23 protein-coding genes are annotated in these 21057 nt (G+C 72.7%); 7 read left to right on the forward strand and 16 right to left on the reverse strand.

Annotated elements, in window-relative coordinates; all coding sequences use genetic code 11:
• Positions 1-21 precede the first annotated feature (21 nt).
• Both WAB15_RS11545 and hisI read right to left on the reverse strand, forming a co-directional pair.
• Positions 22-1563: an anthranilate synthase component I gene (locus tag WAB15_RS11545; RefSeq protein ID WP_399147600.1), complete on the reverse strand. Its 1542-nt coding sequence runs from the start codon at positions 1561-1563 to the stop codon at positions 22-24.
• 11 nt (positions 1564-1574) lie between these two features.
• Positions 1575-1961 (reverse strand): phosphoribosyl-AMP cyclohydrolase, encoded by a 387-nt coding sequence (gene hisI, locus WAB15_RS11550; protein ID WP_407286157.1) that lies wholly within the window; start codon positions 1959-1961, stop codon positions 1575-1577.
• A gap of 32 nt (positions 1962-1993) precedes the next feature.
• Between hisI and WAB15_RS11555 the strand changes: the two genes are divergently transcribed.
• On the forward strand, positions 1994-2134 hold the full coding sequence (locus WAB15_RS11555; protein WP_407286158.1) for a hypothetical protein: 141 nt from the start codon (positions 1994-1996) through the stop codon (positions 2132-2134).
• A 145-nt stretch (positions 2135-2279) separates the two neighbouring features.
• On the opposite strand, the gene WAB15_RS11560 is transcribed toward WAB15_RS11555, so the two are convergent.
• Both WAB15_RS11560 and WAB15_RS11565 read right to left on the reverse strand, forming a co-directional pair.
• On the reverse strand, positions 2280-2912 hold the full coding sequence (locus WAB15_RS11560; RefSeq protein WP_399147598.1) for a TIGR03085 family metal-binding protein: 633 nt from the start codon (positions 2910-2912) through the stop codon (positions 2280-2282).
• A 9-nt stretch (positions 2913-2921) separates the two neighbouring features.
• Positions 2922-3866 (reverse strand): LysR family transcriptional regulator, encoded by a 945-nt coding sequence (locus tag WAB15_RS11565; RefSeq protein WP_399147597.1) that lies wholly within the window; start codon positions 3864-3866, stop codon positions 2922-2924.
• Between the two features lie 95 nt (positions 3867-3961).
• Here WAB15_RS11565 and WAB15_RS11570 point away from each other — a divergent pair, with 95 nt between their 5' ends.
• The 3 genes from WAB15_RS11570 to WAB15_RS11580 are packed head-to-tail and all read left to right on the forward strand — an operon-like array spanning position 3962 to position 7414.
• Positions 3962-4720 (forward strand): succinate dehydrogenase, encoded by a 759-nt coding sequence (locus WAB15_RS11570; protein ID WP_407286159.1) that lies wholly within the window; start codon positions 3962-3964, stop codon positions 4718-4720.
• A gap of 4 nt (positions 4721-4724) precedes the next feature.
• Positions 4725-6674: a fumarate reductase/succinate dehydrogenase flavoprotein subunit gene (locus WAB15_RS11575; protein ID WP_407286160.1), complete on the forward strand. Its 1950-nt coding sequence runs from the start codon at positions 4725-4727 to the stop codon at positions 6672-6674.
• Positions 6671-7414 carry a succinate dehydrogenase/fumarate reductase iron-sulfur subunit gene (locus WAB15_RS11580; protein WP_399147594.1) on the forward strand — a complete coding sequence of 248 codons (744 nt, stop codon included), beginning with the start codon at positions 6671-6673 and terminating at the stop codon, positions 7412-7414. Before WAB15_RS11575 ends, WAB15_RS11580 begins: the two co-directional genes overlap by 4 nt.
• A gap of 51 nt (positions 7415-7465) precedes the next feature.
• Here the strand turns inward: WAB15_RS11580 and hisF are convergent, their stop codons facing one another.
• Genes hisF through hisD form a run of 8 tightly spaced genes read right to left on the reverse strand, consistent with a single transcriptional unit; the run spans position 7466 to position 13253 of the window.
• The gene (gene hisF, locus WAB15_RS11585; protein ID WP_407286161.1) at positions 7466-8230 is read right to left on the reverse strand and encodes an imidazole glycerol phosphate synthase subunit HisF; all 765 of its coding nucleotides are present in this window, start codon (positions 8228-8230) and stop codon (positions 7466-7468) included.
• Entirely contained in the window at positions 8227-8640 is a 414-nt protein-coding gene (locus WAB15_RS11590) for a Rid family hydrolase (RefSeq protein ID WP_399147592.1), read from the reverse strand. The genes hisF and WAB15_RS11590 overlap by 4 nt, the downstream gene beginning before the upstream one ends.
• Positions 8637-9362 carry a bifunctional 1-(5-phosphoribosyl)-5-((5-phosphoribosylamino)methylideneamino)imidazole-4-carboxamide isomerase/phosphoribosylanthranilate isomerase PriA gene (gene priA / locus WAB15_RS11595; protein WP_399147591.1) on the reverse strand — a complete coding sequence of 242 codons (726 nt, stop codon included), beginning with the start codon at positions 9360-9362 and terminating at the stop codon, positions 8637-8639. Before priA ends, WAB15_RS11590 begins: the two co-directional genes overlap by 4 nt.
• A gap of 8 nt (positions 9363-9370) precedes the next feature.
• Positions 9371-10021 (reverse strand): imidazole glycerol phosphate synthase subunit HisH, encoded by a 651-nt coding sequence (gene hisH / locus WAB15_RS11600; RefSeq protein ID WP_399147590.1) that lies wholly within the window; start codon positions 10019-10021, stop codon positions 9371-9373.
• Entirely contained in the window at positions 10018-10173 is a 156-nt protein-coding gene (locus WAB15_RS11605) for a hypothetical protein (RefSeq protein WP_407289369.1), read from the reverse strand. The genes hisH and WAB15_RS11605 overlap by 4 nt, the downstream gene beginning before the upstream one ends.
• A 13-nt stretch (positions 10174-10186) precedes the next feature.
• A complete protein-coding gene (hisB, locus tag WAB15_RS11610; RefSeq protein ID WP_399147589.1) occupies positions 10187-10780 on the reverse strand; it encodes an imidazoleglycerol-phosphate dehydratase HisB in 594 nt (197 codons plus the stop codon).
• Positions 10777-11919 carry a histidinol-phosphate transaminase gene (locus tag WAB15_RS11615; RefSeq protein WP_399147718.1) on the reverse strand — a complete coding sequence of 381 codons (1143 nt, stop codon included), beginning with the start codon at positions 11917-11919 and terminating at the stop codon, positions 10777-10779. The genes hisB and WAB15_RS11615 overlap by 4 nt, the downstream gene beginning before the upstream one ends.
• An 8-nt stretch (positions 11920-11927) precedes the next feature.
• On the reverse strand, positions 11928-13253 hold the full coding sequence (gene hisD, locus WAB15_RS11620; RefSeq protein WP_399147588.1) for a histidinol dehydrogenase: 1326 nt from the start codon (positions 13251-13253) through the stop codon (positions 11928-11930).
• A 269-nt stretch (positions 13254-13522) separates the two neighbouring features.
• Between hisD and WAB15_RS11625 the strand changes: the two genes are divergently transcribed.
• The 3 genes from WAB15_RS11625 (at position 13523) to ybaK (ending at position 16799) form a co-directional block, all read left to right on the forward strand.
• Positions 13523-15124 carry an oxidoreductase gene (locus WAB15_RS11625; protein WP_399147587.1) on the forward strand — a complete coding sequence of 534 codons (1602 nt, stop codon included), beginning with the start codon at positions 13523-13525 and terminating at the stop codon, positions 15122-15124.
• 416 nt (positions 15125-15540) lie between these two features.
• Positions 15541-16287 (forward strand): LON peptidase substrate-binding domain-containing protein, encoded by a 747-nt coding sequence (locus WAB15_RS11630; RefSeq protein WP_399147586.1) that lies wholly within the window; start codon positions 15541-15543, stop codon positions 16285-16287.
• Positions 16288-16304: 17 nt separating this feature from the next.
• Complete coding sequence (ybaK, locus tag WAB15_RS11635) at positions 16305-16799, forward strand: Cys-tRNA(Pro) deacylase (protein ID WP_407286162.1); 495 nt, start codon at positions 16305-16307, stop codon at positions 16797-16799.
• Positions 16800-16853: 54 nt separating this feature from the next.
• Here ybaK and WAB15_RS11640 read toward each other — a convergent pair whose 3' ends face one another.
• The 4 genes from WAB15_RS11640 to WAB15_RS11655 form a co-directional block, all read right to left on the reverse strand.
• Positions 16854-17603: an ABC transporter permease gene (locus WAB15_RS11640; RefSeq protein WP_399147584.1), complete on the reverse strand. Its 750-nt coding sequence runs from the start codon at positions 17601-17603 to the stop codon at positions 16854-16856.
• A 68-nt stretch (positions 17604-17671) separates the two neighbouring features.
• Positions 17672-18472 carry an ABC transporter permease gene (locus WAB15_RS11645; protein WP_407289205.1) on the reverse strand — a complete coding sequence of 267 codons (801 nt, stop codon included), beginning with the start codon at positions 18470-18472 and terminating at the stop codon, positions 17672-17674.
• A 100-nt stretch (positions 18473-18572) separates the two neighbouring features.
• Positions 18573-19583 (reverse strand): ABC transporter ATP-binding protein, encoded by a 1011-nt coding sequence (locus tag WAB15_RS11650; protein ID WP_407286163.1) that lies wholly within the window; start codon positions 19581-19583, stop codon positions 18573-18575.
• Positions 19584-19665: 82 nt separating this feature from the next.
• Positions 19666-20940 carry an NYN domain-containing protein gene (locus tag WAB15_RS11655; RefSeq protein WP_399147582.1) on the reverse strand — a complete coding sequence of 425 codons (1275 nt, stop codon included), beginning with the start codon at positions 20938-20940 and terminating at the stop codon, positions 19666-19668.
• Positions 20941-21057 lie beyond the last annotated feature (117 nt).

Raw genomic sequence — 21057 nt, forward strand, 5'->3', positions numbered from 1 at the left:
TGGCCCCGGGCCCGCGGCCGGCTACTTGCCCAGGTGATTGGCCGTGTACACCGCGCGCAGCACCGCGGCCGCCTTGTTGCGGCACTCGGTGTCCTCGGCCACCGGGTCGGAGTCGGCGACCACGCCGGCGCCGGCTTGGACGTAGGCGGTGCCGCCGCGCAGCAGCGCCGTACGGATCGCGATGGCGGTGTCGGAGTCCCCCGCGAAGTCGAGGTAGCCCACACAGCCGCCGTACAGGCCGCGCCGGGTCGGCTCCAGCTCCTCGATGATCTGCATGGCGCGCGGCTTGGGGGCGCCGGAGAGGGTGCCGGCCGGGAAGCAGGCGGTGAGCACGTCGAAGGCGGTACGGCCCTCGGCCACCGTTCCGGTGACCGTGGAGACGATGTGCATCACATGGCTGTAGCGCTCGATGGACATGAAGTCGACGACCTCGACGCTGCCCGGTTCGCAGACCCGGCCCAGGTCGTTGCGGCCCAGGTCGACCAGCATCAGATGCTCGGCGCGTTCCTTGGGGTCGGCCATCAGCTCGTCCGCCAGGGCCTGGTCCTCCGGCACGGATGAGCCGCGCGGGCGGGTGCCGGCGATGGGGTGGACCATGGCGCGGCCGGCCTCGACCTTCACCAGCGCCTCGGGGCTGGAGCCGACCACGTCGAAGGCGCTGTCCGGGCCGTCGCCGCCCTCGAAGCGGAAGAGGTACATGTACGGGCTGGGGTTGGTGGCCCGCAGCACCCTGTAGACGTCCAACGCGCTTGCCGTGCAGGGGGTTTCGAAACGCTGGGAGGGCACGACCTGGAAGGCCTCGCCGGCCCGGATGCGCTCCTTGACGTCCTCGACGGCCTCCTGGTAGTCCGCGCCGCCCCATTCGGCGGTGAACGGCGGGATCTGCGACGGCGGCAGGGCCGCGGCGCCGGCGGGGGCGGGCCGGGCGAGGTCGTCGGCCATGGTGTCCAGGCGGGCCACCGCGTCCGCGTAGGCCTCGTCGATGCCGGTGTCGAGGTCGTTGTGGTTGATCGCGTTGGCGATCAGCAGGACCGTGCCGCTCCAGTGGTCGAGGACGGCGAGGTCGGAGGTGAGCAGCATGCTCAGCTCGGGCAGCCGGAGGTCGTCGGTGGTGCTGTCGCCGATCTTCTCCAGGCGGCGCACGACGTCGTAGCCGAGGTAGCCGACCATGCCGCCGGTGAACGGCGGCAGCCCCGCGCCCTCGATGAGGTCGCGGGGGGTGTGCAGGGCCTCGACGGTGGCGCGCAGCGCGGCGAGCGGGTCGCCGTCGGTGGGGACGCCGACCGGCGGGGTGCCGAGCCAGTGCGCCTGCCCGTCGCGGGTGGTGAGGGTGGCGGCGCTGCGGACGCCGATGAAGGAGTAGCGCGACCACGTGCGGCCGTTCTCGGCGGACTCCAGCAGGAAGGTGCCGGGGCGCTCGGCGGCGAGTTTGCGGTAGAGCCCGACCGGCGTGTCGCCGTCCGCGAGCAGGCGCCGGGTGACGGGGATGACCCGCCGGTCCTTGGCGAGGGTGCGGAAGGTGTCGAGGTCCGGATTGGCGGTGCCGGTGGTTCCCGTGGTCATGGCAGCGGAGCCTACTGGTCCCGGTCGACCTCGGTGGCCAGTACGTCCACGTCGAAGCAGGTGCGCGCGCCGGTGTGGCAGGCGGCGCCGACCTGGTCGACCTTGACCAGGACGGTGTCCGCGTCGCAGTCCAGCGCCACCGACTTCACGTACTGGAAGTGGCCGGAGGTGTCGCCCTTGACCCAGTACTCCTGGCGGCTGCGGCTCCAGTACGTGCAGCGCCCGGTGGTCAGGGTGCGGTGCAGCGCCTCGTCGTCCATCCACCCCATCATCAGCACCTCGCCGGTGTCGTACTGCTGGGCGATGGCGGGGACCAGGCCGTCGGCGCCCCGCTTGAGGCGGGCGGCGATGGCGGGGTCCAACAGGGAGTCGGCGGCGGTGGTGCGGCTGCTGGTCATGGGTCCATTGTGCCGTGCGGCATCCTGCAGACATGCCTCCTTCACCACCCGTGCCGCCACCGCCGCCGGACCCGGACCGCGCCGCGCGGGTGGCGGCGCTGGTGCTGGCGGCGGTGTTCGTGGCGGCGGTGGTGGTGGCCGTGGTGGTGGCGGTGGTGGTGCTGCGGACCTAGGGACCGTCGGGGAAGCGGACCCGGCGATGCTCAGGAATACGTCCCGCACCCGCCGCGTTGTGGCCCCGCAGGGGGCGTTCGCACCCCCTACGGGATGCGTTCGACCCCCCCTGGGGGCAACCCCGACCCCCTGGCCCGCCCCCGCTCACACTCCCAGCTTCGCGCCCCGCAGCCGCTCGATCGCCTCCTTGTCCCCGTCCAGCTCCACGTCGGCCACGTCCTGCCGGCCGAAGGCGAACATGGTCAGTTCGCCCGGCTCCCCGACGACGGTGACCACCGGGGCGCCGCGGTGCGCCACCGCGGTCCGCCCGTCCGGCCGCCGCAGCACGAGCCCCACCGGCGACTTGCGGCCCAGCACCCGGGCCATCCGCTCGATCCTCGACCACAGGGCGTCCGCGAAGACCGGGTCCGGCTCCCGCGGGCTCCAGTCGGGCTGCGCCCGCCGCACGTCCTCGGAGTGGACGTAGAACTCCACCGTGTTGGACGCCTCGTCGATCTGCTTCAGCGAGAACGGCGACAACCGCGGCGGCCCGCTCCTGATGAGCTGGATCAGCTCCTCGTACGGCTTGGCGGCGAACTCCGCCTGCACCCGCTCCAGCCGGGCCGCCAGCGACTTGACCAGGAGCCCGCCCGCCGCGTCGGCGCGCCGCTCGCGCACCACCACATGCGCGGCCAGGTCCCGCGCGGTCCAGTTCTCACACAGGGTCGGCGCCTCGGGACCCGCGCTCTCCAACAGGTCGGCGAGAAGGAGCCGTTCACGCTTGGCATGGGTCGACATGCCGCCAGCCTACGACCGGCCCGGATCACCCGCCACGGCGCCGCGCGCCCCGGCCCTCAGGGACCCCGGTTCGAGGCGCTGCCGGAGGATCCGCTCCAGCTCGCGGGCGGCGCGCGGCGGGGAGACGTCGCCGCGGTGGGCGACGGAGATCACGCGGTGCATGCCGGGGGTCGCGAAGCGGGTGACGCGCAGCCCGGAGCGTTCGGCGACCATGCTGGGGACGACGGCGATGCCGAGCCCGGCGCGTACGAATCCGAGGACCGCGTCCATCTCGCCGCCCTCGACGGTGAAGGTGGGTTCGAAGCCGGCCGCGCGGCACGCCGCGGTGGTGAATTCCCGCAGGTCGTAGCCTCGGCGGAACATCGCCAGCGGGCGGCCGCGGAGGTCCTCGACCCGGATGCGGGTGCGGCGGCCGGCCGGTGGGGCGGACCGGTCCGGGGCGGAGACCACGACGAGTTCCTCGCGCAGCAGGTCGGAGGTGGCCAGCGCCGGGGCCTGGTCCGGGAGCGGGGTGATGATCAGGGCCAGGTCCAGTTCACCGTCGGCCAGCGCGCGGACCAGGTCCTGCGAGCCGTCCTCGGTGACGAACAGGTCGACGCCGGGATAGGTGGCGTGGAAGGCGCTCAGGACGTCGGGGACGAGGCTGGCGCAGAGGCTGGGCGGGGCGCCGAGGCGGAGCCGGCCGCGGCGCAGCTGGGCGACCTCCTGCACCTCGCGGCGGGCGGTCTCGGTGTCGGCGAGGATCCTCCGGGCGAGCGGCAGCAGGGTCTCGCCGGCGTCGGTGAGGGTGATGTGGCCGCGGGCCCGGTGGAACAGCTCGGCGCCCAACTCCCGTTCCAGGGAGCGGATCTGCTGGGAGAGGGAGGGCTGGGCGACATGCTCGCGCTCGGCGGCACGGGTGAAGTGGCGGGTGTCGGCCACGGCGGTGAAGTAGCGGAGCTGCTGCAGCTGCATAAGGCGAATGTAAAGCATCGATAGCTTCAGCCTATGGAGATGAGCCGGACCATGTCTTGGACTGATGGGTAGCTCGGTCCTTACCTTCGGGACTCATGGCACTGGACACACGGGCAGAACGACGGCCTTCGAAGGAGAAACGCGGGCGAGAGCGCTCCGTGAGGGGCGGTGGTCGGGCGACGGGTGGGCGCGCGTTCTGGGACTCGTCCGTCGGCAAGAAGACGGTGATGGCCGTCAGCGGCCTGATCATGCTGCTCTACTTGGTCGTCCACATGATCGGCAACCTGAAGATCTTCTTCGGGTCGGGCGAGTTCAACCACTACGCGCACTGGCTGCGCACGGTCGGCGAGCCCTTCATGCACTACGAGTGGACGCTGTGGCTGATCCGCGTCGTCCTCGTGGTCGCCGTCGTCGCCCACGCCACGTCCGCTTACCAGCTCAGCCGCCGCGGCATCAAGGCGCGGCCCGGCAAGTACGTGCACAAGCGGCAGCGCGCCAACTACGCCACCCGCACCATGCGCTGGGGCGGGATCATCCTCGGCCTGTTCATCGTGTGGCACGTCCTGGACCTGACGACCGGCACGGTGCACCCGAACGGCTTCCAGGCCGGGCACCCGTACCAGAACGTCATCGACACCTTCTCGACCTGGTACGGCAACGTCGTCTACATCGTCGCGATGGTCGCCCTCGGCTTCCACATCCAGCACGGGTTCTGGAGCGCCGCGCAGACCCTCGGCGTCGGCAGCCGCACCCGCGACCGCGCCCTGAAGACCGCCGGCAACGTCCTCGCCGTACTGCTCACGCTCGGCTTCATCGCCGTGCCCGTGGGCGTCATGAGCGGATTGGTGAGCTGAATCCATGACCACGTACCCGCAGTACGCGACCGGGGAGCCGATCGCCGACGCCAAGGCCCCGTCCGGGCCCGTCAACGAGCGCTGGGACACCCGCCGCTTCGAGGCGAAGCTGGTCAACCCCGCCAACCGCCGCAAGCACACCGTCATCGTCGTCGGCACCGGTCTCGCGGGCGGCTCGGCGGGGGCCACGCTCGCCGAACAGGGCTACCACGTCGTGCAGTTCTGCTTCCAGGACTCGCCGCGCCGGGCGCACTCCATCGCCGCGCAGGGCGGCATCAACGCGGCGAAGAACTACCGCAACGACGGCGACTCGGTGCACCGGCTGTTCTACGACACCGTCAAGGGCGGCGACTTCCGGGCGCGGGAGTCCAACGTGCACCGGCTCGCGCAGATATCCGTCGAGATCATCGACCAGTGCGTGGCCCAGGGCGTGCCGTTCGCCCGTGAGTACGGCGGTCTGCTCGACACCCGGTCGTTCGGCGGGGTGCAGGTGTCCCGGACGTTCTACGCCCGGGGCCAGACGGGGCAGCAGCTGCTGCTCGGCGCCTACCAGGCGCTGTCCCGGCAGATCGCCGCCGGCAACGTCGAGATGCACGCCCGCACCGAGATGCTCGACCTGGTCGTCGTGGACGGCAAGGCGCGCGGCATCGTCGCCCGCGACCTGGTCACCGGCAAGATCGACACCTACTTCGCGGACGCCGTCGTGCTGGCGTCCGGCGGCTACGGCAACGTCTTCTACCTCTCGACGAACGCCATGAACTCCAACGCCACCGCCGTGTGGCGGGCGCACCGGCGCGGCGCCTACTTCGCCAACCCGTGCTTCACCCAGATCCACCCGACCTGCATCCCGCGCACCGGCGACCACCAGTCGAAGCTGACGCTGATGAGCGAGTCGCTGCGCAACGACGGACGGATCTGGGTGCCGAAGGCCCAGGGCGACACCCGTCCGGCGCACCAGATCCCCGAGGACGAGCGCGACTACTACCTGGAGCGCATCTACCCGTCGTTCGGCAACCTCGTACCCCGTGACATCGCCTCGCGGGCCGCGAAGAGCGTCTGCGACGAGGGCCGGGGCGTCGGGCCCGGCGGGCAGGGCGTGTACCTGGACTTCGCCGACGCCATCGCGCGCATGGGCCGCAAGGCGGTCGAGGCCAAGTACGGCAACCTCTTCGACATGTACCACCGGATCACCGACGAGGATCCGTACAAGGTGCCGATGCGGATCTACCCGGCCGTGCACTACACGATGGGCGGGCTGTGGGTCGACTACGACCTGCAGACCACCGTCCCCGGACTGTTCGCGGTCGGCGAGGCCAACTTCTCCGACCACGGCGCCAACCGGCTCGGCGCGTCCGCCCTCATGCAGGGCCTGGCCGACGGCTACTTCGTGCTCCCGGCCACCATCAACGACTACCTTGCGCGCAACCCGCACAAGGACGAGGTGGACGCCGCGCACCCCGCCACCGTCGAGGTCGTGCGGGAGACCGAGGAGCGGCTGGCGAAGCTGCTCGCCGTCGACGGCGACCGCACCCCGGACTCCTTCCACCGCGAACTCGGCGAGCTGATGTGGGAGTTCTGCGGTATGGCCCGCACCGACGAGGGCCTGCGCAAGGCCCTGGACCGCATCCCGCAGATCCGCGAGGAGTTCTGGCGCCGCATCAAGGTCCCCGGTACCGGCGAGGAGTTCAACCAGTCCCTGGAGAAGGCGAACCGCATCGTCGACTACCTGGAGCTGGCCGAGCTGATGTGCCTCGACGCGCTGCACCGCGCCGAGTCCTGCGGCGGCCACTTCCGCGAGGAGTCGCAGACCCCCGACGGCGAGGCCGCCCGCCAGGACGAGGAGTTCTCCTACGCGGCCGCCTGGGAGTTCACCGGCACCGGCGCGGCGCCCACCCTGCACAAGGAAGACCTGGTCTTCGAGTACGTCCACCCCACCCAGCGGAGCTACGCATGAGGCTCACCCTGCGCGTCTGGCGCCAGAAGAACACCGACGCCCCCGGCGCCATGTCCACGTACGAGGTGGACGGCATCTCGCAGGACATGTCGTTCCTGGAGATGCTCGACACCCTCAACGAGGAGCTGATCCTCAAGGGCGACGACCCGGTCGCCTTCGACCACGACTGCCGCGAGGGCATCTGCGGCGCCTGCTCGCTGGTCATCAACGGCGACGCGCACGGCCCGGAGCGCACCACCACCTGCCAGCTGCACATGCGGTCCTTCGAGGACGGCGACACGATCGACGTCGAGCCGTGGCGGGCCTCCGCGTTCCCGGTCGTCAAGGACCTGGTCGTCGACCGCACGGCCTTCGACCGCATCATCCAGGCCGGCGGCTACATCACCGCGCCGACCGGCGCCGCGCCCGAGGCGCATGCGACGCCCGTGCCCAAGCCGGACGCCGACTTCGCCTTCGAGCACGCCGAGTGCATCGGCTGCGGCGCGTGCGTGGCGGCCTGCCCGAACGGCGCGGCGATGCTGTTCACCTCGGCGAAGGTCAACCACCTCAACGTGCTGCCACAAGGGTCGCCCGAGCGGGAGAGCCGGGTGCTGGACATGGTGGCGCAGATGGACGAGGAGGGCTTCGGCGGCTGCACGCTGGCCGGTGAGTGCGCCACGGCCTGCCCCAAGGGCATTCCGCTGTTCAGCATCACCAAGATGAACCGGGAGTTCGTCCGGGCGGCGCGCAAGGGGCGCTGAGCGGTACCGGGGCGCGGCCGGGGAGACTGCCCCGGCCGCGTCGCGCGCGCTTCAGCGGACCGGGTGGCCCGCCTCCCGCAGTGCGTCCTTGACCTGCGGGATGCGCAGGTCGCCGAAGTGGAAGACGGAGGCGGCCAGCACCGCGTCGGCGCCGGCGGCGACGGCCGGGGCGAAGTCCGCGAGCTTCCCCGCGCCGCCGGACGCGATCACCGGGACGGTGACGTGCTTGCGGACGGCCTCGATCATCTCGACGTCGTAGCCGTCCTTGGTGCCGTCGGCGTCCATGGAGTTCAGCAGGATCTCGCCGGCGCCCAGCTCGGCGGCGCGGTGGGCCCATTCGACGGCGTCGATGCCGGTGCCGCGGCGGCCGCCGTGGGTGGTGACCTCGAATCCGGAGGGGGTGCCGGCGTCGGTGCGGCGGGCGTCGACGGACAGCACCAGGACCTGGCGCCCGAAGCGCTCGGCGATCTCGCGGATCACCTCGGGGCGGGCGATGGCGGCGGTGTTGACGCCGACCTTGTCGGCGCCCGCGCGCAGCAGCTTGTCGACGTCGTCGGGGGTGCGGACGCCGCCGCCGACGGTGAGCGGGATGAAGACCTGCTCGGCGGTGCGGCGGACGACGTCGTAGGTGGTCTCGCGGTTGCCGGAGGAGGCGGTGATGTCGAGGAAGGTCAGCTCGTCGGCGCCCTCCTCACCGTAGATCTTCGCCATCTCGACGGGGTCGCCGGCGTCCCTGAGGTTCTGGAAGTTGACGCCCTTGACGACCCGGCCGTTGTCGACGTCCAGGCAGGGGATGACTCGTACGGCCAGGGTCATGACGCGGGGGCCTCTCTGTACGCCTCCAGCTCGACCTCGACGACCAGGCGCGGGTCGACGAAACCGGAGACGATGATCATGGATGCGGCGGGGCGGACGGAGTCGAACAGCTCCTTGTGAGCGCGTCCGACCTCGTCCACGTCCCGGGCGTGGGTCAGGTACATACGGGTGCGTACGACGTCGTCACGGCCGAGGCCGACCTGCTCCAGCGCCGACAGCGCGGTCCGGAAGGAGGTGACCGCCTGCTCGTACGGGTCGGCGGCGACGACCTGTCCGTCGATGACGCAGGCGCAGCCGGAGACCAGCACCAGGCCGTTGGGCAGCGCCACCGCCCGGGAGCGGCCGAAGGCGTCCGCCCAGGGGTCCTCCGCCCGCGGGTCGCCGGCCGTGAAGCGGCGTACGCCACTCATGTCGCCACGGCCTCCAGGGCCTGCTCCAGCGTGAACGCCTCGGCGTAGAGCGCCTTTCCGACGATCGCGCCCTCCACGCCCTCGGGCACCAGCGAGGCGATCGCTCGCAGGTCGTCGAGGGAGGAGACGCCCCCGGAGGCCACGACCGGGCGGTCGGTGGCGGCGCAGACGTTGCGCAGCAGTTCGAGGTTGGGGCCCTGGAGGGTGCCGTCCTTGTTGATGTCGGTGACGACGTAGCGGGCGCAGCCCTCGGAGTCCAGGCGGGCCAGCGTCTCGTAGAGGTCGCCGCCGTCGCGGGTCCAGCCGCGGCCGCGCAGCGTCGTGCCGCGCACGTCCAGGCCGACCGCGATCCGGTCGCCGTACTCGGCGATGATCTTGGCGACCCACTCGGGGTTCTCCAGGGCCGCGGTGCCGATGTTGACGCGGGTGCAGCCGGTGGCCAGGGCGGCGGCCAGCGAGTCGTCGTCGCGGATGCCGCCGGACAGCTCGACCTTGATGTCCATGGAGCGGGCGACCTCGGCGATCTGCGCGCGGTTGTCGCCGGTGCCGAAGGCCGCGTCGAGGTCGACGAGGTGCAGCCACTCGGCGCCGGACCGCTGCCAGGCGAGGGCCGCCTGGAGCGGGTCGCCGTAGGAGGTCTCGGAGCCGGACTCGCCGTGGACCAGGCGGACGGCCTGGCCGTCGCGGACGTCGACGGCGGGAAGGAGTTCAAGCTTCGGCATCTGGGGGCTCACAGGGTGTTGATCCAGTTGGTCAGGAGCTGGGCGCCGGCGTCGCCGGACTTCTCGGGGTGGAACTGGGTGGCCCACAGCGGGCCGTTCTCCACGGCGGCCACGAACGGGTCGCCGTGCGTGGCCCAGGTGACCTTCGGGGCGGCGAGGTGCGGGTTGCCGACCTCCAGCTCCCAGTCGTGCACCGCGTAGGAGTGCACGAAGTAGTAGCGGGCGTCGGCGGGCAGACCGGCGAAGAGCTGCGATCCCTCGGGGGCCTCGACGGTGTTCCAGCCCATGTGCGGGACGACGTCGGCCTTCAGCGGGCCGACCGTGCCGGGCCACTCGTCCAGGCCCTCGGTCTCCACACCGTGCTCGATGCCCCGGCCGAAGAGGATCTGCATGCCGACGCAGATGCCCATCACGGGGCGGCCGCCGGACAGCCTGCGGCCGACGACCCAGTCGCCGCGGGCCTCGCGCAGTCCGCGCATGCAGGCGGCGAACGCGCCGACGCCGGGGACCAGCAGCCCCTCGGCGTTCATCGCCCGGTCGAAGTCCCGGGTGATCTCCACGTCCGCGCCGACGTGCGCCAGGGCGCGCTCGGCGGAGCGGACGTTGCCGAAGCCGTAGTCGAAGACGACGACCTTCTTACGGGGTGCGGCGGCGGTCAACTCCACACCCCCAGCCGCAGCACGCCGGCGGCCAGGCACATCGCCGAGCCGACGGACAGCAGCACGATCAGGCTCTTGGGCAGCTGCTGCTTCCAGAAGGAGTAGACGCCGCCGAGGAGGAACAGTCCGACGAGGATGAAGGCGGTGGACATACCGTTCACGGGACTACAGCGCTCCCTTGGTGGACGGAATGATGCCCGCGGCGCGCGGGTCGCGCTCGCTGGCGTAGCGCAGGGCCCGGGCCAGCGCCTTGAACTGGCACTCCACGATGTGGTGGGCGTTGCGGCCGTACGGCACGTGGATGTGCAGCGCTATCTGGGCCTGCGCGACGAAGGACTCGAAGATGTGCCGGGTCATCGTCGTGTCGTAGCTGCCGATCATCGGCGCCATGTTCTCCGGCTCGGTGTGCACCAGGTACGGGCGGCCGGAGAGGTCGACGGTCACCTGGGCGAGCGACTCGTCCAGCGGGACGGTGCAGTTGCCGAAGCGGTAGATGCCGGACTTGTCGCCGAGGGCCTGCTTGAAGGCGGCACCCAGCGCGAGGGCGGTGTCCTCGATGGTGTGGTGGGTGTCGATGTGCAGATCGCCGTCGGTCTTGACCTTGAGGTCGAACAGGCCGTGCCGGCCGAGCTGGTCGAGCATGTGGTCGTAGAAGCCGACACCCGTCGCCACTTCGACGTCCCCCCTGCCGTCGAGGTCGATCTCGACGAGCACGGACGTTTCCTTCGTTGTGCGCTCCACGCGTCCTACGCGGGTCATCGCTCGTTCTCCTTCAAGCTGCGTTCTTTGAACAGCGTGCGAACCGCGTCGAGGAACGCGTCGTTCTCGGCCGGGGTGCCGGCGGTGACCCGCAGCCAGCCCGGTACGCCGTTGTCACGGACCAGTACGCCCTGATCGAGGATCGCCCGCCAGGCGGCGTGGGCGCCGCCCTCGCCATCGAATCGGCCGAACTGCACGAAGTTGGCGTCGGAGGCGGTGACCTCGCAGCCGATCGTCCGCAGCTCGGTGACCAGGCGGTCCCGTTCGGCCTTGAGCTGCTCGACGTACTTCAGGAGCGTATCGGTGTGCTCCAGCGCGGCCAGCGCGGTGGCCTGGGTGACCGACGACAGGTGGTACGGCAGGCGGACCAGCTGGACGGCGTCGACCACGGCCGGATCGGCGGCCAGATACCCCAGCCGCAGCCCGGCGGCACCGAACGCCTTGGACATGGTCCGCGAGACCACCATGTTCGGCCGCCCCTCGATCAGCGGCAGCAGCGAGGGCCGGTGGCTGAACTCGCCGTAGGCCTCGTCGACCACCACCAGCGCACCGCCGGTGTCCGCCTTGGCGGCCTGCGCCGCCTCGTACAGCGCCAGCACCGTCTCCGCCTCGACGGCGGTGCCGGTGGGGTTGTTCGGCGAGCAGACGAAGACCACGTCGGGCCGGCGCTCGGCGATGGCCTCCCGGGCCGCCGCCAGGTCGATGGCGAAGTCGTCGTTGCGCGGGCCGGAGATCCACTCCGTGCCCGTGCCGCGCGAGATCAGGGCGTGCATGGAGTACGAGGGCTCGAAGCCGATGGCCGAGCGGCCGGGGCCGCCGAAGGTCTGCAGCAGCTGCTGGATGACCTCGTTCGATCCGTTGGCCGCCCAGACCTGGTCCTTGGCGACCTCGTGGCCGCCGGTGCGGGTGAGGTAGCGGGCCAGCTCGGTGCGCAGCTCGACCGCGTCCCGGTCGGGGTAGCGGTTGAGCTGCCGGGCGGCCTCGGCCACCCGCTCGGCGATCCGCGCGACCAGCGGCTCGGGCAGCGGGTAGGGGTTCTCGTTGGTGTTCAGGCGTACCGGCACGTCCAGCTGCGGGGCGCCGTAGGGGGACTTGCCGCGCAGCTCGTCCCGGATGGGGAGATCGTCGATGCGGGTCACGTGCCTGCTCACTTGCTCTGGGGGACCTTCCAACCGAACCTTGCCTTGATCGCCGCGCCGTGGGCCGGGAGGTCCTCGGCCTCGGCGAGGGTCACCACATGGTGGGCGACCTCGGCCAGTGCGTCGCGGGTGTAGTCCACGACATGGATGCCGCGCAGGAAGGACTGCACGGAGAGCCCCGAGGAGTGGCAGGCGCAGCCGCCGGTGGGAAGGACGTGGTTGGAGCCGGCGCAGTAGTCGCCGAGCGAGACCGGGGCGTACGGGCCGACGAAGATCGCGCCGGCGTTGCGGACCCGGGCCGCCACGGCGGCGGCGTCGGCGGTCTGGACCTCCAGGTGCTCGGCGCCGTAGGCGTCCACGACCCGCAGGCCCTCGTCGATGCCGTCGACGAGGACGATGGCGGACTGCCGGCCGGCCAGGGCCGGGGCGATCCGGTCCTCGACGTGCCGGGTCGCCGCGATCTGCGGTGCCAGCTCCTGCTCGGTCTTCTCCGCCAGCGCCACCGAGTCGGTGACCAGGACGGCGGCGGCCATCGGGTCGTGCTCGGCCTGGCTGATCAGGTCGGCGGCGACGTGCGCGGGGTCGGCGGTGTCGTCCGCGAGGATCGCGATCTCGGTGGGCCCGGCCTCGGAGTCGATGCCGATCCGGCCCTTGAGCAGGCGCTTGGCCGCGGCGACGTAGATGTTGCCGGGGCCGGTGACGAGGTTGGCGGGCGGGCACTCCTCGGTGCCGTAGGCGAACATCGCGATGGCCTGGGCGCCGCCGGCGGCGTAGACCTCGTCGACGCCGAGCAGCGCGCAGGTCGCCAGGATCGTCGGGTGCGGCAGGCCCTCGAACTCGGCCTGCGGCGGCGAGGTCACGGCCAGGGACTCGACGCCGGCCTCCTGGGCGGGGACCACGTTCATCACGACGGACGAGGGGTAGACCGAGCGGCCGCCCGGTACGTACAGCCCCACCCGCTCGACCGGGACCCAGCGCTCGGTGACCGTGCCGCCGGGGACGACCTTGGTGGTGACGTCGCTGCGGCGCTGCTCGCGGTGGACGATCCGGGCGCGCCGGATGGACTCCTCCAGGGCGGCGCGGACGGCCGGATCCAGCTCTTCCAGGGCGGTCTTGAGGGCCTCGGCGGGCACCCGCACCCGCTCGATCTCGACACCGTCGAACCGCCGCGCGTACTCGATCAGCGCCGCGGTGCCGCGATGGCGTACGTCCTCGCAGATGGGCCGCACCTTCTCCAGGGCGGCTTCCACGTCGAACTCGGCACGGGGCAGCAGGTCGCGCAGGGCGCCACCCTCGGGGAGGGCGTCACCGCGCAGATCGATTCGGGAGATCACCTCCCCAGTGTCTCAGACCCGATCCCTGGCCCGATCCCGTGTATCACTCAGTGATACACAGCGACGCGGGCCCCGGACGCCCGGTGAACCGGCCTCGTGAAGTTGACCGGAGTTGGCCCTGACCGCGCGTGTTCAAGCGGTCACCGGGCGGGCAAGGGCCACGTAGCGGCGTACGGGGAGACCTGCGGGACGTGTGCGGTGCCGCGCGCAGACCACGCGCGAAGTGCGTCCGAAGAGGTCGCGCCACACCACGGAGCAAGGGGGACACAGTGACCGAGCCCAGGGACGGCGATGCGCCCGCCGACCTGCGACTGACGTCGGCGGAATGGAGCATGTGGCAGGCCTTCCGCAACGGCAGCACCTGCGATCTGCACATCGGCGACCCGGTGCGCGACGATCCGCACGGGCAGCATCTGTGGGGCCCGGAGCGCCGGGTGCGGGCGCGGGTCGTGGCGCTGCTGCTGCTCGACGGGCCGCCGGCGCAGCCGGGCCGGGTGTCGGCCCTCAAGCTCACCGGTGCGTACATCACGGACACTCTCGACGTTGCGGGCGGCACGATCGAGCCATTCGTGGAGCTGCGGGACTGCCGCTTCGAGGCCGAGGTGGTGCTGCCGGAGAGCCGGTTCACCACCCTGCGGATGGTGAACTGCGCGATACCCCGGCTGGAGGCGGCCCGGCTGCACACCGAGGGCGACCTCCATCTGCCGCGCTGCGTGGTGCAGTCCGGCGTCCGCCTCACCGACGCGCACATAGGCACCGACCTGATGCTGAACCAGGCGGTCGTGCACAAGGACCGCCAGGGCCGGTCGATCATGGCGGACGGGCTGGCCGTCACCCAGGACCTCCAGGCCGAGATGCTGGAGTCCTACGGCGAGCTGTCGCTGCGCGGCGCCACCATCGGCGTGTCGATGAGCCTGCGCGGCAGCCATCTGAGCAACCCCTTCGGCCGCCGGGCGCTGAACGCCCCCCAGCTCACCGTCGAGCGCACCCTCTATCTGACCGCCGCGGGCCTGGCCAACTCCCCCTTCTCCAGCAGCGCCACTCCCCCCTACGGCATCGCGCACACCCCCTCGCGGGGCACCCGTATGCAGCGCTTCGAGTGCGAGGGCGGGATGCGGCTGGACGACGGCCGGTTCGGCGACGCCGTGGACTTCGAGCACGCCCGCTTCATCATGGAGTCCGACCAGGAACTCTCGCTGCGCCGCATCCAGACCCCCGAGCTGCGCTTCCTCGGCGAACGGCCGCAGCGCGGCCGGGTCATCCTCTCCGGCGCCCGGGTCGTCAACCTCGTCGACAAGTCGGCGAGCTGGCCGGGGCTCGGCGGGTTGTGGATGGCCGGCTTCGCCTACGAGACGCTGATCCCGCGCGGCCACTTCCCGCTCGCGCAGCGGCTGCAGTGGGTGGCCGCGGCGACCCCCGAGTACGCGCCCGAGCCGTACGAGATGCTCGCCACCTCGCTGCGCCGCAGCGGTGAGGACTCCGACGCCCGTGAGGTGCTGCTGGCCAAGCAGCGGCGGCGCCGCGAGACGCTGCCGCTGGCGGCGAAGGCCTGGGGCTTCCTGCAGGACTGGACGGTGGCGTACGGCTATCGCCCCGGGCGGGCCGCGGTCTGGATGGGCATCCTGTGGGCGATCGGCACGGTCTACTTCTCGACGTCCCCGCCACCGCCCCTCAAGGCGGGCGAGGCACCCCCCTGGAACCCCTACCTCTACGCCCTCGACCTCCTGCTGCCCGTGATCGACCTCAACCAGGGCGCCGCCTGGAAACCCGGCGGCACCGCCCAGTGGGCCGCCGCCGTACTGATCCTCGCCGGCTGGATCCTGGCGACGACGGTGGCAGCGGGCGCGTCCCGCCTACTGCGGCGGGCCTAGTCCCACGTTGTCGGCTGTCCCGCCGCGGGGGTTTCGCGCCGTTGCTCCCCCACTGCCCTAAGGGCGTGGGAGGTACCCCCAGCGGCGGGCGTTTGTGCGTCGGGTGCGGTGCCGGGCTTACAGACTTCGTCCTCCAGCCCGTCCCCTCCCGTGGGGGGACGGAAGACGGTAAGTGGAGTGGGCGTGAGTGGTCCACGACCCGCACGTACGGGACTATGCCCACCCCCACCCGCGTCCTTTCCCCCACCCACGGGAGGGGGCGGGCCGCAGGGCGAAGTCCGGAGGGCCGCACCCGGCCCCGAACAGCCCCGCGCAGCGGCAACCAGCCCGCCGCAGGCGCAACGGCGGGACAGCCGAAAGACGACGGCCCCACCACGTGGGAAGCAAGCCAAGCGCAGCGTCTAGGCTTACGGGCTGTGACCTCCCTGCGCCTCCCCCTCTTCCCGTTGAACTCGGTGCTGTTCCCGGGACTCGTGCTCCCGCTGAACGTCTTCGAGGCGCGGTACCGGGCGATGATGCGCGATCTGAGCGCGGTGCCCGAGGACGACCGCCGCTTCGCGGTGGTCGCGATCCGGGACGGCCGGGAGGTGGCACCCACCGCCCAGGGCATGCCGGACGCCACGCTGCCGTCCGAGGGCGGCCCCGCGGCGGGCTTCGGGGACGATCCGCTGCAGGCGTTCCACTCGGTGGGCTGCGTCGCGGACGCGGCGACCATCCGGGAGAAGTCGTCCGCCGACGACACCGGCTATGAGGTCCTGGCCACCGGCACGACCCGCTTCCGGCTGCTGTCGGTGGACGCCTCCGGGCCGTATCTGACCGGCGAGCTGGAGGAGCTGGAGGAGAGCCAGGGGGAGGGCGCGGGCGCGCTCGCCTCCGGGGTCGTACGGGCCTTTCGGACGTATCAGAAGCGGCTGGCCTGGGCGAACGAGCGGACGCTGTCGAGCGGGCAGGACCTGCCGGCCGATCCGTCCGTGTTGTCCTACCTCGTCGCGGCGGCGGCCGTGCTGGACGTCCCCGCCAAGCAGCTGCTGCTGGAGGCGCCCGACACCGCCACCCGGCTGGGGCAGGAGCTGAAACTCCTTCGCCAGGAGTCGGCGCTGCTCGGTAAGCTCCCGTCGCTGCCGGCCGTGGATCTGACCAGGCAGCCGACCAGCCCGAACTGACACGAGGCCCGAAGACGTTGGCGAAGAAGTCCAGGAAATCCGGTGGGACGCCCGCGACGGTGGCGCTCACCGCGTCCGGTGTCCCGTTCACGGTGCACGCCTATGAGCACGATCCGGCCGCTCCCTCGTACGGCGAGGAGGCCGCCGAGGCTCTCGGTGTCCCCGCCGACCAGGTGTTCAAGACGCTGCTGGCGGATGTCGACGGCACCCTGACGGTCGCCGTGGTGCCGGTGTCGGGGTCCTTGGACCTCAAGGCGCTGGCGGCCGCGGTGGGCGGCAAGAAGGCCGCGATGGCCGATCCGGCGGCGGCCGAGCGCAGCACCGGCTATGTCCTCGGCGGGATCTCGCCGCTGGGGCAGCGCAAGCGGCTGCGTACGGTCGTGGACGCCTCGGCCCAGGGACGCCCGACGGTGTGCGTCTCGGCGGGGCGCCGGGGGCTGGAGGTCGAGCTGGCGCCGGAGGACCTGGTGGCGCTGACCGGGGCCCGGGTGGCGTCGATCGCGCGCGGCTGAGGGGCCGCGGGGCGGCCGGTGGACCCGGCCGCCGCTGGTGGTGCCGCGCGCCGGTCAGGTCGCGTTCGGCGGCTGCTGCCCGTGGTGCCCGTGGGGTGCGTGCCGGTCGTTCGGTGCGTGCTGATCGTGCGGGGCGGGCCGGTCGTCCGGTGCGTGGTGATCGTGCGGCCCGTGGTAGTCGTGGCTCCCGGACCAGTCCGGCGCCGGCGGCTCCGGGTCGCGGGGACCGAAGAGCCCGGTCAGCGCCAGCTGCGTGACCATGGCGGCGATCGGCCAGGCCAGCAGCGCGCCCTTCGACTGCAGCCGCAGCGGCCCGTCGAAGGCCACACCGGGACCGACCTGCTTGGCGTGCGCGACCACGTCGGGGGTGGGGCCCAGCCACATGCCGGTCACCCAGCCCACCGCCGCGCCCAGCAGCCCGCCCAGGACCAGCGCCACGACCAGCGGGATGCCGCCGCGCCGGCGGAAGAGGAACACCACGGCCGCGGTGAGCACACCGAAGCCGAGCGAGAGCAGCACGAAGGTGCCGTCCGCGCCGATCGCCTCCTCGCCTTCGGTGTTCTTCAGATAGACGTTGCGGGCGTCCGCGATCAACGGGACATGCGGCGCGAGCCAGTTCCACAGCACGCCGAGCAGCACGCCGCTCACCGCGACCAGGATCGCGATCACCGCGCCCTCGCGCAGCTCGCGCGGCAGCTCGGGGTTCGCCGGGCCGTCGTGGCCGGCCGGGGCCGCGGGCGCGGCCTGCGGGTACTGCGGCTCTTCGGGCGGTTGGTTGTCGGATGGCGTCAGCGGTGCGGTCACCCCGTCATCGTGCCAGGTGGGGCCGTGGGGCCCGGCAGCAGGACGCCTGTTCGGGGTGCCGGCACCGGTCATCGGGCCGCCGCCCTGCGGTACGCCCAGGTCGCGATGGCCAGCGAGAGCACGCCGACGGCCGCGCAGACGCCCAGGTCGGCGGCGACCGCCACCCAGTCGGGGTGCACGTCGAAGCTGCGGGCCAGCGCCTCCACACCGTAGGTCGAGGGCAGCAGATCGCGGGCCCAGCCGATCACCTCGGGCATCCGCTCGGCCGGCAGCACCCCCAGCAGCAGCGCCGCCGACATGCCCAACTGGCCGCAGAGCGTGGCGAGTTCGGGGCGCGGCGCGAGCAGCCCGAGGGCCGCGCCGAGGCCGGCCAGCGCGGCTCCGGCGAGCGGAAGCACGGCGGCCAGCACCCAGAGGTTGGCCATCGGCAGCTGGAAGAGCACACAGCCGGTGACGGCGGTGACGATCGTCCCCGGGACGGTGAAGGAGGCATAGGCGGCGGCCGCGCCGAGCACCACGGCGGCCGGCGGGACCGGCAGCGTCGCGTAGTGGTCGAGCCCGCCGCCGGCCCGCAGCTGACCGAAGTACTGGGCGAGCAGGTTGAGCGCCACGAAGGCGACGACCAGCACGCTGGAGCCGGAGACCACCGACCGCGCCGCCTCGCCGTCGTCGACCACCCCGCGCAGCAGGACCATGATCCCGATGGACTGGAAGGTGGCGACGAACAGCAGCGGGATCCGTGCGACCCGGGCCCGGGAGAGCTGGGCGCGGTAGACGGCGCCGAGCGCGGGCAGCAGGCGGGCGCGCGGCGCCAGCGGGGCGGCCCCGGTCTCGGACCAGGCCCCGGCGCCCGCCACCGCCCCGGCCACCGCCTGCGCGGGAACCGTACTCACGCTGCCACCCGGCCTTCCTCGCTGCCTTCGCAGCACTTGATACGTCCGCCGCGCCCCCGCGACTCGATCCACCCGCTCACGCCTTGACCAGCCCCTCGCCGCGCCCGCCGAGCGCCAGATACACGTCCTCCAGGCTCGGCGTGGCGAGGGTGAAGTCGTCGAGGGCCGCGAAGGCGGGGCCCGCGGTGACCGCGGCCACCGCGGAGCGGGCCCGGTCGGCGGGGAGGCGGAGGGTCCAGCGGCGGCCGGAGATGCGGGCACCGGCTTCGAGGGCGGCGACCTCGGGGACGTCCAGCGGCGGGCGGTCGCGCCAGACCAGCTCCAGCCGTACCTCGTCGCTCACCATGTCCTTCAGTCCGCCGGGCGTGTCGCAGGCGATGACCCGGCCCCGGTCGATCACCGCGACCCGGTCGAGCACGCTCTCGGCCTCCAGGACGTTGTGGGTCACCAGCACCACCGTGACGCCCCGCTCGGCCCGGCGCCGGTCCACCGCGGCCCATACGGCGCGCCGCGCGACCGGGTCCATACCGGTGGTCGGCTCGTCCAGCACCAGCAGCGGCCGCTCGCCGATCAGCGCGGTGGCGACGCAGGCGAGCCGCCGCTGACCGCCGGAGAGCTTCTTCAGCGCCCGGCCGGCGATGTCCGCCAGGCCCAGCTCGTCGGTCACCGCGTCCCGCTCGGCGCGCGCCTCGCGCGCCCCGAGGCCGCGCAGTCGGCCGGTGGTCTCCACGGCGAGGGCGACCGTCATCTCGTCCAGGGCGGTGGACTCCTGCCCCAGGTAGCCGAGCAGCCGGGCGGCCCGCTCCGGGTGGCGCACCAGGTCGTGGCCGAGTACGGCGATGCTGCCGGAGTCCGGGCGCAGCAGTCCGGTCAGCTGGCGTACCAGGGTGGACTTGCCGGCGCCGTTGGGGCCCAGCAGCCCGAAGATCTCGCCGCGGCGCACGTCCAGGGTGATGCCGTCGTTGGCCCGTACGGCGGGTGCCCGGGCCGCCCCGCGGCGCCCACGCACCGCGGGGTACGTCTTGACCAGGTCCCGCACGGCGCACACCGGCCCGCCGCGCTCCGCCTGTTTTGCGCCCGTCCTCACGAGCTACGAGGGTACGCGTCCCCGGCCCGCCACCGGCCCGCGGGGCTCCGGGGGCGAGCCGGAATGCGGCGGGCGGGGGCCGTCAGTCACCGGCCGGCGCGTGCTCGGCGGCCGTCCGCAGATCGACCTCGCGCCAGAATCCGGCCCGGATGGCGTAGCGGTCGTGCTCGTCGATCTGGTCGTCCTTGTGGGCGAGCAGCCCGAACCGGGCGGCGTAGCGCAGCAGTTCGCCGTCGATGCGGTGCGGGATGCGCGGGTACTCCGTCGACAGCTGCTGCAGATGCGCGGTGTCGGAGAGCCGGTCGGTCCAGCGGCGGGCGAAGACCTGGCCGACCTCGAAGGGGTCGCCGCTGACGGCGGTGATGTCCTCCTCGCGGTCGGCCCAGCGCTGCTCGGCGCTGGTGAGCTGAGCGAGGGTGGGCAGGCCGGCGGTCTCGGAGGGTTCGCCGACCGGGCCTCCGCGCTCGACCCAGCCCTTGTCGGACGACCAGCGCAGGGTGGCGCCGGCGGCGGGCGGGGGCTGCTGGCCGGTGGCGCGGTCCCGGCCGAGCCCGGCCAGGTCCTTGGGGGTGGGGACGCCGCCCCGCCCGGCGGCGGCGTCCGGCTCGTCGTCGGGCTGCGGGCCGGCGTCGGTGCGGGCCGCGGGCCGCGCCGCGCCGTTGGACCCGTTGTGCTCGTGCGTGCGGTCGGGGGTCTCCGGGCCCGCGGCGGCCGCGGCGGCCGCGACCGCGGACTCGGGCAGTGGCGCGGAGAGGATGGCGGCGATCTCGGGGCGGGGGGCGGGCGACGGCGAGCAGGGCCCGCCGAGTTCCTTGGCGCGCACCGCGCGGGTGATCCAGGTACGGTCCAGCACCCGCCGCTCGTCCGCCTCGGCGACCAGGTCCTCGGACTGGTTGTAGTCGCCGTCGGCGGCCTGGACGGCCCACAGGTGGACGGCGACGCCGTGCTCCTTGGCCGACATCAGTCCGGGCAGCAGATCGCCGTCGCCGGTGACCAGGACGATGTCGGAGCAGGCCCGGTTGCGGGCCAGCTCGGTCAGCTCGGCGTGCATGGCGGCGTCCACGCCCTTCTGCGCCCAGCGGCCGTCGCTTCGGGTCAGGGCGCCCAGCCTGACGGTGACCCGGGACATCACGCGCAGTTTGCGGTGCTCGGGCTGCGGGACCCGGTCGGGGGCGCCGTCGAACCAGTAGATCCGCAGCAGCGGGCGCTCGGTGTCCGCCTCGGCGCGCTGGCGCAGGCCCTGGATGAGGGCGGCGTGATCGACGGTGATCCGGGAACGGACGGGCTCTCCGGCGAGCAGACTCGCGGCGGCGCCGAGCAAGTACCCGGCGTCCACCAGCACGACGCAGCGATCCACGTTCCACCCTCTTCCCTGAGGTGCTGAAAGTCCGGTCGCCCCCCGGCTCGGCACGTGGCACGAGTTTTCCTTCGACTTTCCTTCGAGTCTGCCCGACCGTACGGGGGTTATCAGCCC

It is taken from the genome of Streptomyces sirii (genome assembly GCF_045690365.1).
Taxonomy (GTDB): Bacteria; Actinomycetota; Actinomycetes; order Streptomycetales; family Streptomycetaceae; genus Streptomyces; species Streptomyces sirii.

What these genes read in the sequence shown, in the direction of transcription:
- WAB15_RS11575 (WP_407286160.1), top strand. Translation starts at nt 4,725, where the DNA reads ATGACCACGTACCCGCAGTACGCGACCGGGGAGCCGATCGCCGACGCC.
- hisB (WP_399147589.1), bottom strand. Translation starts at nt 10,780, where the DNA reads ATGACCCGCGTAGGACGCGTGGAGCGCACAACGAAGGAAACGTCCGTG.
- WAB15_RS11555 (WP_407286158.1), top strand. Translation starts at nt 1,994, where the DNA reads ATGCCTCCTTCACCACCCGTGCCGCCACCGCCGCCGGACCCGGACCGC.
- WAB15_RS11605 (WP_407289369.1), bottom strand. Translation starts at nt 10,173, where the DNA reads ATGTCCACCGCCTTCATCCTCGTCGGACTGTTCCTCCTCGGCGGCGTC.
- WAB15_RS11580 (WP_399147594.1), top strand. Translation starts at nt 6,671, where the DNA reads ATGAGGCTCACCCTGCGCGTCTGGCGCCAGAAGAACACCGACGCCCCC.
- WAB15_RS11565 (WP_399147597.1), bottom strand. Translation starts at nt 3,866, where the DNA reads ATGCAGCTGCAGCAGCTCCGCTACTTCACCGCCGTGGCCGACACCCGC.
- WAB15_RS11545 (WP_399147600.1), bottom strand. Translation starts at nt 1,563, where the DNA reads ATGACCACGGGAACCACCGGCACCGCCAATCCGGACCTCGACACCTTC.
- hisI (WP_407286157.1), bottom strand. Translation starts at nt 1,961, where the DNA reads ATGACCAGCAGCCGCACCACCGCCGCCGACTCCCTGTTGGACCCCGCC.
- WAB15_RS11570 (WP_407286159.1), top strand. Translation starts at nt 3,962, where the DNA reads ATGGCACTGGACACACGGGCAGAACGACGGCCTTCGAAGGAGAAACGC.
- WAB15_RS11590 (WP_399147592.1), bottom strand. Translation starts at nt 8,640, where the DNA reads ATGAGTGGCGTACGCCGCTTCACGGCCGGCGACCCGCGGGCGGAGGAC.
- hisF (WP_407286161.1), bottom strand. Translation starts at nt 8,230, where the DNA reads ATGACCCTGGCCGTACGAGTCATCCCCTGCCTGGACGTCGACAACGGC.
- WAB15_RS11560 (WP_399147598.1), bottom strand. Translation starts at nt 2,912, where the DNA reads ATGTCGACCCATGCCAAGCGTGAACGGCTCCTTCTCGCCGACCTGTTG.
- priA (WP_399147591.1), bottom strand. Translation starts at nt 9,362, where the DNA reads ATGCCGAAGCTTGAACTCCTTCCCGCCGTCGACGTCCGCGACGGCCAG.